Here is a 10,223-nt window from a genome sequence, read left to right as displayed (position 1 = left end):
GTAAAGGTCCGCGAAGGTTCCATCACCCTAAACGGTGAGAACATCACCGGGCTGAAGCCAAACCAGTTGGTATCAAAGGGTGTTGGTTTTATCCCACAGTCCAACAACGTCTTTCCATCGCTAACCATCGAAGAGAACCTGCAGATGGGCATCTTCCAAGAGCCTGCGAAATACAACGAGCGCTTGGACTTCGTAGTTTCAATCTTCGCAGAGTTGGGTAAGCGCCTAAAGCAGCGTGCTGGTTCGCTATCGGGCGGTGAGCGTCAGATGGTTGCCATGGGTCGCGCACTAATGATGGACCCTGCTGTTCTTTTGCTGGATGAGCCTTCCGCAGGTCTATCGCCTGTCCGTCAGGACGAGGCGTTCTTGCGAGTCTCTGAGATCAACAAGGCTGGCGTGACCTGCATCATGGTTGAGCAGAATGCTCGCCGCTGCCTACAGATCGCTGACCGTGCCTACGTATTGGACCAGGGCAAGGATGCAGTCGTTGGAACCGGCCGAGAGCTGCTAAACGACCCACAGGTCATTGGCCTATACCTCGGAACCCTGGGTGCCTAAGAAGCCTTCTCCTGGTCTCTGGCTGGCCGTTGGGGCCGGCATAGGTGTCGCAGTTGGCGTCTCCATCAACAACGTCGCTATGTCCCTCGCAGTAGGCATAACTGTTGGTGCCGTAATGGACTTCTTCAACCGCAAGAAATAGAGCTTAAACAAAGAACCCCCCGGCCAATGGCCGGGGGGTTCTTTTTGGTAACTAGTTACTAGCCACGGATGGTAGCTGGAACGTTGTTTCCGTCGAACTGCTGAATCAGGATGTTACCGTCGGTTGGGTCACCCAACTCGTTGAAGGTAACGTTGCCCGATGGGCCATCATAGTCGGCGGTTCCGCCGGCGTTGATGATGTCAGCACACTCGGCGAACGAGGTACACTTCTGGCCGTTGCCGGATCCACCGGAAACTTCCTGTAGCTTCACGGACATGTTTGCACCTTCGGTGCTACGTGCCTCAAGAGCTGCAAGAGCTAGAAGAACAACTGCGTCGTAGGACTCAGGACCGTAAGCGTTTAGCTCTAGCGGTGCGTTGCCCTGTGCTTCCCAGTTGTCGTACATGCGCTTGATGAAGTCGCCGATCTTGGCTTCGTTTACACCTGGGTAAGTACCCTTAGCGCCCTCAAGGGCACCAGGCTCAAATACCTCAGAGTAGTTGGTTAGGTTACCGTCAACGAAGTACAGCTTGTCACCAGGGAACTGAGCGATTAGCTCAGGAACGATGGTCTTAGCCTCGTCGAAGGTAATCAGAACGATAGCGTCTGGTCCACCAGCAAGTGCTTCTGCGATCTGGCTGGAGAAGTTGGTGTCACCAGTGTTGTAGGTAGGTGCAGCTAGAACCTCGCCACCAGCAGCAGTGAATGCTGCGGTTACGAACTCAGCTAGACCGGTTCCGTAGGAGTCGTTCAGAACGATCATCGAGATCTTCTGGTGTCCGTCTTCTGCGATTAGGTTACCTAGCACCTCGCCCTGTAGTACGTCAGAAGGAGCGGTACGGAAGTACAAGCCCTTGTCTGCGTAGTCGGTTAGTGCAGCCGAAGTGTTAGCAGGTGAGAACTGAATCACACACTCTGCAACCAAACGGTCGATGAACTGTAGAGAGGTACCGGAGGATGCAGCACCGATAACAGCCTCAACACCTGCGTTTAGCAGACGTGGGATCTCGGTGTCGTATGCCTTGTTGTCGGTGTCACCAGAGTCACCCAAGGTGGCCTCGATGGTGATGCCCTTAGCGGCCTCGTTGATGTCCTTGATAGCTAGTGCAACACCAGCTTCTTCAGGTGGTCCTAGGAATGCGAGGTTACCGGTTAGCGGTAGAGCGGTTCCTAGCTTTAGAGTTAGGTCGCCTTCCTGCTCCGCGCCAAGCTCACAACCGCCAGGAGTGGTGGTAGCTGCTGCGCTAGTCTCCGACTCGGTGGCTTCAGTCTCAGTGGAAGTCGCCGCACAACCCGCCAAAGCCGCTGCGCTAAGTGCAAATACACCTAGTACCGAAACGGTCTTGAGGGCCAAGCGTGACTTGATGTTGATTTCAGTCATTCTTGCTCCTTGAATAGCAATTAGAGGGCAAGTGTGGGCAAACGCTCACACTGCTAGCCAAAAGCATACTGAAAATGCTAGATATCAACCAGAAAAAGCTTCGAAAAAGACGAGCCCGCGAGCTCTAACTATTCGAATTCCGCAGATTGGCATCACTATTGCTTCTGAATCAGAAGCAATTTGACAATTCAATCTTCGAAATTGGTTGAATGTTCCGCTATGTAAGCACTGGGTAACAATTGGGTTTCAGCTAGCCCTGATCAATTACCGGTATCGCACGGCGCTTGTTGCGTATCGCGTCGAAGGTCAACACCACCAGCGAAAGCCAGACCAGACCGAAGCCAACCCATCGCACCGCGGGCATTGGCTCGCGCAAGATAAAGAATGCGGTTAGGAATTGCAGCACCGGGGTCAGGTATTGGATAAAGCCAATTGTGGACAGCGGGATTCTCGATGCTGCGGCTCCGAACAAAATCAATGGCACCGCCGTCAGGATGCCAAAGCCGATCAGAACAAAAGCATTGCTCGGCGAATCCAATAGCGTGATGTGCTCGCTCGATGCGACAAAGGCCAGTTGTGCCAGCGCGATGGGCATGACCAAAAGTGATTCCAGGGCGAAAGACTGAGTGGCCTGAATCTTGCCGCCTACCTTGTTTTTTGCCAGCGAGTAGATCGCAAAGCTAACCGCCAACACCAAAGCAATCCAAGGTGGTCGACCATAGTCAAAGGTCAATACCGCAACCGCCACCAAGCCAATCGCCAGCGCAATCCACTGCGGAGTTCTGAGGCGCTCACCCAAGAACACCACTGCAAACAAAATCGTGATCAGCGGGTTTATGAAGTAGCCCAGCGAAGATTCGATGGTGTTACCGGTTGCAACCGCAACCACGTAGGTCTCCCAGTTGATGAAGATGAAAACAGATGCGACTGCCAGCCATTTGAGCTTCTTGGGCGATCTCAAAAGCTCGAGAATCTTTCCCCAGCCGCGGATTACCGTCAGGACAACGGCTGCGAATAGGAATCCAAAAACCACTCGCCAAACTACGACCTCAAGGGGGTTGGCAAATTTGGTGGCGGTAATGATTAGCGGGAAAGAGCCCCACATTAGATATGCGCTTACGCCCAGCAGCAACCCGGTGGAGTGGCTCGAACGTGTCTTCACCCCCAAAGCCTAGGGGTTAAACGAAAACGACCCAGGTTTCCCTGGGTCGTCCTCTAATTGCTTTAGCGCTCGATGATCGCTAGTACGTCGCGGGCAGAAAGTACTAGGTACTCCTTGCCGTCGTACTTGAGCTCCGTGCCGCCGTACTTCGAGAAGATGACGCGGTCGCCGACCTTTACGTCAACTGGAATGCGGTCACCCTCGTCGCTGAAGCGACCTGGACCTACCGCGACAACCTCAGCCTCCTGAGGCTTCTCCTTTGCGGTGTCTGGAATAACCAGACCGGATGCGGTTACCTGCTCTGCCTCAATTGGCTGAACAACAATGCGATCTTCGAGTGGCTTGATAGAAACCGACACTTTGACCTCTTCTTTTCTTAAGATTTGTGATTTAGCAGACTCGATGTTTGAGTGCTAGTGAAACTTTACGGCGAAATTAGCACTCAGTCAAGGTGAGTGCTAGCAGCAAGACCGATACCCTAGATTCATGAATCAGCTGCTGACCGCCGAGGCCTTGCGCCTTTTGGACGAGGTTGGCGAGATTGATTCCAAGGCGGATGTGCTCTCCATCATCACCAAATTGCGAAAAGCTGGGCATCCTGCGCTCTTGGTCACCGAGGTCATCACCCAAGCCAGGCTAAGAACCAGAGCGAAAACAAAATTTGGAGACTTTGCCAAGAACCTGCTCTTCACCGAGGCAGGTTTAGAGCAGGCGACGAGGCTCCAGGTTGCGGCCATGCATGCCGAGAGATTCAAAGAGAATGGCTTCACCAACATCGCGGACTTAGGTTCCGGCATTGGTGCTGACTCATTGGCCTTTGCAGCCTTGGGCCTCTCTGTTACCGCCGTGGAGCAAGATTCAGAAACGGCAGCGTTGGCCGCTTACAATCTGGCGGCATTTCCAAATGCCAAGGTGGCCGTCGCAGATGCCACAACATTTGACACAACTACCTTTGACGCGCTCTGGCTTGATCCCGCAAGACGCGACCTCGAGCGAAAATCCGCCAAGCACATCACGCTTTCACCAGCTGACTTCAGCCCGGATTTGGATTGGTGTTACTCCCAAGCAAAGCCCAAGGGCATAAAACTTGGCCCGGCATTTCCCTTGGATCTGATCCCCGATGGAGTTGAAGCGCAATGGGTTTCCCACCAGGGCGATCTAGTTGAGCTAACGCTTTGGTTCGAGGGGCTAACCGCAAAACTTGGACGTTCTGCGCTAATGATGCGAGATGGTAAGCGCTACCTCTTCGAAGGAACTGGCGCAGAGCGGGCAGCCACCTCCGAGTTGGGTCAATTCCTCTATGAGCCGGACAACTCGTTGATCCGCTCTCAGCTAATGGGAGAATTTGCCAACCAGCAAAACCTGACAACAGTTTCAGATGGCATTGCTTATCTGAGCAGCGATAACCTCACTCAATCGCCTTGGCTAAAGGCCTACGAGCTGATCGAGAACCTGCCGCTGGACGAGGGAGCGATTCGCAAAGCTCTGGCGGCAAGAGGTATTGGAAAACTTGAAATCAAAAAACGCGGTGTCGATATCACGCCCGAGCAACTGCGTCCAAAACTGAAGTTAAAGGGAGAGGGCGCCGCCTCCTTGATTCTCACCAAGGTAGGCGACGCCCGTCGCGCTCTTATCGTTCAACCGATTCGCTAGAGGGCTGCCCTAGCAAAAGGGCTAGCGGTCACCGAAGTGCATGCCGCCCATTCCACGTTCGAATTCATAAAAATCCGGCCCCATGTGATCGAGTCCGAATCCGCCCGAAAACAGCAGAACCTGGGCAATGACTCCGAGAATTCCAAAAAGAATCCAACCGGCTAGGTGTAGGTAACCCAGCACAATTCCGGTCAGCGCCAAGGCTCGGCCAGCCTCTGAGGTTTGCTTGATTTGCTTGAGAGCGATGTGACCGGTGATTACCGCTACTAGCGCTCCCACAACGCTAACTGCGCTTGCCAGTGAGACTATCGCGAGGGTGTTGAGCGAAGCCCAGTCATACTTCTTTGTCTCTGCAGGTGCAGCAACGACTGTCTCGGCAACTGCCTGAGGTTCTGATTTCTTTTCTGCCATTTATTTCCTTTGGTTGGTGACAGCCAAAGATTGACAGGTCAGCGTGATAGAGCGCTGGGGGAAAGCTGGGAGGTTCTAGGGAGTCTGGACCTGTGTGACTTCGAGCGTGGACTCAGAACCAAAGCCCAATCCAGAGGGTTCCCGACCAGCCATTACCAATTGCGAACCTAGGGCCGCGATCATCGCACCGTTATCGGTGCAGAGTTGGAATCTTGGAATTCGAAGTTCAATACCGTTAGCATCACAGCGCTTTTGTGCCTCTTCGCGAAGCTTGGCGTTGGCAACCACGCCCCCGCCCAAAAGCAGACGATTCACCCCATGGTCCTTGCAGGCATTGATTGCCTTGGTGAGTAATACGTCAACCACTGCCTCGCGGAAGCTAGCGGCAACGTCTGCCTTTGAAAACTCCTCGCCAGCATCCTGAGCCTTCTCGATATGCCTGGCGACCGCAGTCTTGAGCCCGGAGAATGAGAAGTCATAGCGATGCTTCTCCATATCTTTTGGAAGCGTAAGTCCCCTGGGAAAGCGAATGTTCGCAACACCGTCGGCGGCCCACTTATCGATTTGTGGCCCGCCCGGATATGGCAAACCCAAGACCCTGGCCACCTTGTCAAAAGCTTCGCCAGCGGCGTCGTCGATGGTCTCCCCCAAAAGTTCAACGTCGTTGAGCAGGTGCCTAACCAAAAGAAGTGAAGTGTGACCACCGGAGACCAAAAGCGCAATGGTTGGCAATTCAACCGCTCCACGTTCCAGAACATCTGCACCGACATGTCCGACCAGGTGGTTCACTGCATAGAGCGGTTTGTTGTGGGCAAGAGCAAGGCCCTTAGCTGCACCGATTCCAACCATCAGAGCGCCGGCCAACCCAGGCCCGTTGGCAACCGCGATGGCATCGATGTCACTCATCGACAGCTTGGCCTCAGCCAGAGCTTTTTCTAGCGTCGGTCTAATGGCCTCAAGGTGAGCTCTGGCTGCAACCTCTGGAACCACACCGCCGTATTTGGAGTGTTCGTCCATGGAGCTGTGTAGTGCATTGGCTAGCAGTCGATTTCCCTGCACAATGCCGACCCCGGTTTCGTCGCAGGTGGATTCGATTCCTAGCACGATTGGCTGCTTGATAGCCAGCCGCATGATCAGGGCGTCGATACCGGCAGGTTGGTAGTAGCGCTTTCGAAGATCAATCTGCACAAAACCTAAATCTAGATAAAGCGAGATTGCCGCTTGATTGTCGGCCCTGACCTCAAGCATCAACTGCTCTGAACCCAGCTCTTTAGCCTTTGCGATCAGTCGCTGCATAAGCTGGCGACCAAGCCCCAGCCCACGCTTTTCGATTGCAATACCAACGGTTTGGATATCTGAGCTAAAGGAGCCCACCGAAGTTGAGAGTCCGGCGTAGCCAATGAGTTCTGGATCAAAAATCCCTAGGTAATACGTTTGGCTGGCGTCAAGTTCCGCAGCCATGCTGGTTGCAGACCAGGCGTCATCGGGAAATAGTTTTTGCTCTAAATCCATCAAGGTGGTCAGGTGCTCTTTGCCAAGTTGTAGAAATTCCATTAGCCAGTCACCCGCTTTCCAGCTGATGGCGCAACATCTGGAGATCTCAAATAAAGCGCAGAGGAATCACTGAGATCCTTACCTGCAGCCTTGGCCCAGAGGGCATACCTGCCAACCAGTTCCGCATTGCACTTGCCATCAACCTGGTCAAAGCCTACAAACTGATCAAGTGCCTCGGGCTTTAGCACGGCCGGCCCAAAGACGCGCTCTCCCAATTCGTAGGTGGCAACAAAAAGCTCTTTGCGCTTGGCGTCTGAGGAAACCAAGATTCTGGCTTGGCCATGCGGGAGTGCGACGGCATCCAGGTTCATAACCGAATGCATCGGGATTCCAAGTGCCATTGCAAATGAGGTGCCAGCAGCCATACCGACTCGAAGCCCTGTATAGGGAGCTGGTCCGCGACCAATCGCGACCGCGGTTACCTCGCTCGCAGAGATGCCCGCTTTCGCCATGACCTCTGAAATTGCGTTGCCGATGCTCTCAGCGTGACCAAACGGGTCATCGTATTCGACAAAACCTAAGAGCTTATCCCCGGCGAAAACTGCAGTTGAGGTGCCAGCCGAGGTATCAATTGCTAAGAGCAATTTCCACCCCTTCCCAACGCTGACCCACACCGGAAATTTTCACCAAGCGAGATTCGTCCTCGGACTCACGATTGATGTCCACCTGCAACCAGTTCTCCGCAATCCCATCGATGTAGTCCCTCGCCCACTCGACCACGACAATTGAATTAGCAAAATCGATGTCCAAATCATCGAGCTCAACCGCCGAATTCAATCGGTATGCGTCAACGTGAACCAGCTTTGGTCCAACCGCGGTTCTGTGAGTTCTTGCCAAAACAAAGGTTGGGGACTGTACGGTTCCCTGAGCACCAAGACCCTCCCCGATTCCGCGGGTCAGAGTTGTTTTACCAGCACCTAGTGGGCCATTGAGCAACAGCAAATCACCTGCACGCAGCACTTTGGCGATAGCCAAGCCAAGCAGGTGCATATGATCTGGGTCTTGAATTCGAAATTCCATACCTAGAGGTAAACCCTTTTTGCTCTTCCGCCAATCCGGGTCACAATCTCATAGTTGATTGTCCCGGCGGATGCACCTAGGTCTTCAGCCGAAGGTTCACCGTTCGCAGGGTCTCCAAAAATCACAACCTCGCTGCCAAGTGGCACCTCGTGGTCGCCAATATCGACCACGAACTGGTCCATCGCAACCCTGCCCGAAACCTCAAACTGCTTACCCGCAATCAGAACTTTGGCACCAACTGCAATTCTTGGCATGCCTTCGGAGTAGCCAAATGGCACCAGCGCCAAAGTGGTCTCCTGTGCTGTGCGATAGCGGTAACCGTAGGAAACACCTTGGCCGGCCGTAACTCGCTTCAGATTTACAACCTCAGACACGACCCGCATTGCAGGGTGAAGCTGATACTGCCCGTACTCGCGGTCCTCCCATGGGTTTAGACCGTAAATGCCAATACCAGCGCGCACCATTTCGTGTCTCATGCTCGGGTAGCTAATCGCTCCCGCGGTTGCAGCCAAATGACGCTGCGAAATCTTGATTCCGGAAGCTAAAGCAACCCGCTCTGCTTCCAAGAACAACTGCTCTTGCTTGCGGTCTTCTTCTTCTGAGGTGTTGGCAAGGTGAGAGAACAGGCCAATGGTTTCTCCGGATAGTTTTTCAAAGACCTCTGACCACTGAGCCTTGGCGAAACCTGCCCGCCCCAATCCAGTGTCCACCTTAATGTGGATGCTTTTCACATTGGCGGCTAGAGCTGCTTCCAAAACCGCGAAGTTAGAGACTCCGAGTTCAATTTCCTGCTCGGCCGCCATTTCAAAATCATCGTCGGCTTTGAGAATCCAGCACATCAAGCGAGATTTGATACCTGCCGCGCGAAGCGCGATTGCCTCTTCGAGATCTGCCACACCAAGAGCGTCTACCGAGATTTCTTCCAGGGCCTGAGCAACCTCGTGCATGCCGTGGCCATAGCCATTGGCCTTGACTATGGCCATAACCTCGCTGGGCGCGACCAGCGACTTCAGCTGTCGATAGTTGCTCTGGATCTTGGCTAGGTCGACTTGAATTTCGCGCATCTAGTTAGCCTCCAACACAACAAAGGCAGACGCAAGTTCCTGCTCATGCGTTAGCGAAAGCTGGATGGCTGTAATACCCAAAGTTTCTACTCGCTGCTTGGTAAGACCATGCAATTGAATGCTTGGTTTTCCCAGGGCATCTTTCACGATCTCAATCTCTGACCAACTCAAAAGCGTTGGGTCGCCCAATGCTTTCGCAAGGGCTTCCTTGGCAGCAAACCGGGCAGCAAGCGATGCGTTGGCAAGTGAGAGCTCGTTTGGATGAAACAGTCGCTCTTTTAGATTCGGAGTTCGCGCCAACGAATCGGCCATGCGCACCACTGAGCAAAGGTCAGTGCCGACCCCGTAGATCACTTATTCGACCGTAACGCTCTTTGCCAAGTTTCTTGGCTGGTCAACATCCAATCCCTTCGCTGAAGCAAGCTCAAGCGCGAAGGTTTGCAGTGGAATCACAGAGAGCACAGCGGCCATCATTGGGTGAGAGGCAGGAATGCTAAACACCTCATCGGCAAACTGTGCCACAAGCTCATCGCCAGCTTCTGCGATAGCAATTACCTTTGCGCCACGAGCTTTGATTTCCTGAATATTCGAGATTACCTTGGGGTGCAGCGAGTCTTCACCCTTAGGGGAAGGAACCACCACGATTACTGGCTGGCCAGATTCGATGAGCGCAATTGGACCGTGCTTTAGCTCACCGGCCGCAAAGCCCTCGGCGTGGATATACGCGAGCTCCTTGAGCTTTAGGGCACCCTCCATAGCAATTGGGTAGCCAACGTTGCGGCCTAGGAACAGCACCGACTTGGCATTTGAGTATTCGCGACCCAAATCGCGCATGCGATCAAGTGATTCAAGTACGTTCTTGACCTGACGTGGAAGTTTTAGTAGCTCTTTACCCAGGGCCTCAAGCTGTGCTTCTGGAAGTGCCTTGCGCAACCAGCCAAGCGACAGTGCAACTAGCAAGCCGGCAGTGATCTGCGCGGTGAAGGCCTTGGTGGATGCCACGGCAACCTCAGGACCTGCGTGGGTGTAGATGGTTGCATCCGATTCACGAGCCAGGGTTGCGCCCTGGGTGTTGCAGATACTTAGGACCTTCGCGCCCTGCTCCTTGGCGTAGCGAATGGCCATCAGAGTGTCCATGGTTTCGCCGGATTGGCTAATTGCCAGGATCAAAGTGTTTTCATCGATAACTGGATCTCGGTATCGGAATTCGTGCGCCAATTCGACCGACACTGGAATCTTGGCCCACTTCTCGATCGCGTACTTGGCAACCTCACCTGC

13 protein-coding genes are annotated in these 10,223 nt (G+C 53.7%); 3 read left to right on the top strand and 10 right to left on the bottom strand.

The features are described 5' to 3' along the window. Together AC128V_RS05240 and AC128V_RS05235 are read left to right on the top strand one after the other, a co-directional pair. Positions 1–558 (top strand): ABC transporter ATP-binding protein (locus AC128V_RS05240; protein WP_482763629.1); only part of this gene is annotated, 558 nt, incomplete at its 5' end. Then, the gene (locus AC128V_RS05235) at positions 551–700 is read left to right on the top strand and encodes a glycine zipper domain-containing protein (RefSeq protein ID WP_482763628.1); all 150 of its coding nucleotides are present in this window, start codon (positions 551–553) and stop codon (positions 698–700) included. The genes AC128V_RS05240 and AC128V_RS05235, both read left to right, overlap by 8 nt. A gap of 58 nt (positions 701–758) precedes the next feature. On the opposite strand, the gene AC128V_RS05230 is transcribed toward AC128V_RS05235, so the two are convergent. The 3 genes from AC128V_RS05230 to groES form a co-directional block, all read right to left on the bottom strand. Continuing rightward, on the bottom strand, positions 759–2,081 hold the full coding sequence (locus AC128V_RS05230) for an ABC transporter substrate-binding protein (RefSeq protein ID WP_482763627.1): 1,323 nt from the start codon (positions 2,079–2,081) through the stop codon (positions 759–761). Positions 2,082–2,331: 250 nt separating this feature from the next. Further along, a complete protein-coding gene (rarD, locus tag AC128V_RS05225) occupies positions 2,332–3,243 on the bottom strand; it encodes an EamA family transporter RarD (RefSeq protein WP_482763626.1) in 912 nt (303 codons plus the stop codon). 62 nt (positions 3,244–3,305) lie between these two features. Then, positions 3,306–3,602 (bottom strand): co-chaperone GroES, encoded by a 297-nt coding sequence (gene groES, locus AC128V_RS05220; protein WP_482763625.1) that lies wholly within the window; start codon positions 3,600–3,602, stop codon positions 3,306–3,308. A gap of 127 nt (positions 3,603–3,729) precedes the next feature. Between groES and AC128V_RS05215 the strand changes: the two genes are divergently transcribed. Then, positions 3,730–4,896, top strand: a complete 1,167-nt coding sequence (locus AC128V_RS05215; protein WP_482763624.1) for a THUMP-like domain-containing protein — start codon at positions 3,730–3,732, stop codon at positions 4,894–4,896. A gap of 21 nt (positions 4,897–4,917) precedes the next feature. On the opposite strand, the gene AC128V_RS05210 is transcribed toward AC128V_RS05215, so the two are convergent. From AC128V_RS05210 to AC128V_RS05180, 7 genes are all read right to left on the bottom strand, one after another. Further along, complete coding sequence (locus tag AC128V_RS05210) at positions 4,918–5,307, bottom strand: DUF4190 domain-containing protein (RefSeq protein ID WP_482763623.1); 390 nt, start codon at positions 5,305–5,307, stop codon at positions 4,918–4,920. Between the two features lie 75 nt (positions 5,308–5,382). Continuing rightward, complete coding sequence (gene tsaD / locus AC128V_RS05205) at positions 5,383–6,861, bottom strand: tRNA (adenosine(37)-N6)-threonylcarbamoyltransferase complex transferase subunit TsaD (protein ID WP_482763622.1); 1,479 nt, start codon at positions 6,859–6,861, stop codon at positions 5,383–5,385. Next, positions 6,861–7,445 (bottom strand): tRNA (adenosine(37)-N6)-threonylcarbamoyltransferase complex dimerization subunit type 1 TsaB, encoded by a 585-nt coding sequence (gene tsaB / locus AC128V_RS05200; protein ID WP_482763621.1) that lies wholly within the window; start codon positions 7,443–7,445, stop codon positions 6,861–6,863. The genes tsaD and tsaB overlap by 1 nt, the downstream gene beginning before the upstream one ends. After that, complete coding sequence (tsaE, locus tag AC128V_RS05195; RefSeq protein ID WP_482763620.1) at positions 7,429–7,881, bottom strand: tRNA (adenosine(37)-N6)-threonylcarbamoyltransferase complex ATPase subunit type 1 TsaE; 453 nt, start codon at positions 7,879–7,881, stop codon at positions 7,429–7,431. The genes tsaB and tsaE overlap by 17 nt, the downstream gene beginning before the upstream one ends. 2 nt (positions 7,882–7,883) lie before the next feature. Further along, the gene (gene alr, locus AC128V_RS05190) at positions 7,884–8,945 is read right to left on the bottom strand and encodes an alanine racemase (protein ID WP_482763619.1); all 1,062 of its coding nucleotides are present in this window, start codon (positions 8,943–8,945) and stop codon (positions 7,884–7,886) included. Then, a complete protein-coding gene (locus AC128V_RS05185) occupies positions 8,946–9,299 on the bottom strand; it encodes a holo-ACP synthase (RefSeq protein WP_482763618.1) in 354 nt (117 codons plus the stop codon). Further along, a partial coding sequence (locus tag AC128V_RS05180; RefSeq protein WP_482763617.1) for an isomerizing glutamine--fructose-6-phosphate transaminase occupies positions 9,300–10,223 on the bottom strand: 924 nt, incomplete at its 5' end.

This window comes from Aquiluna sp., from assembly GCF_965064355.1.
This window is presented reverse-complemented; position numbering and strand designations above follow the sequence as displayed.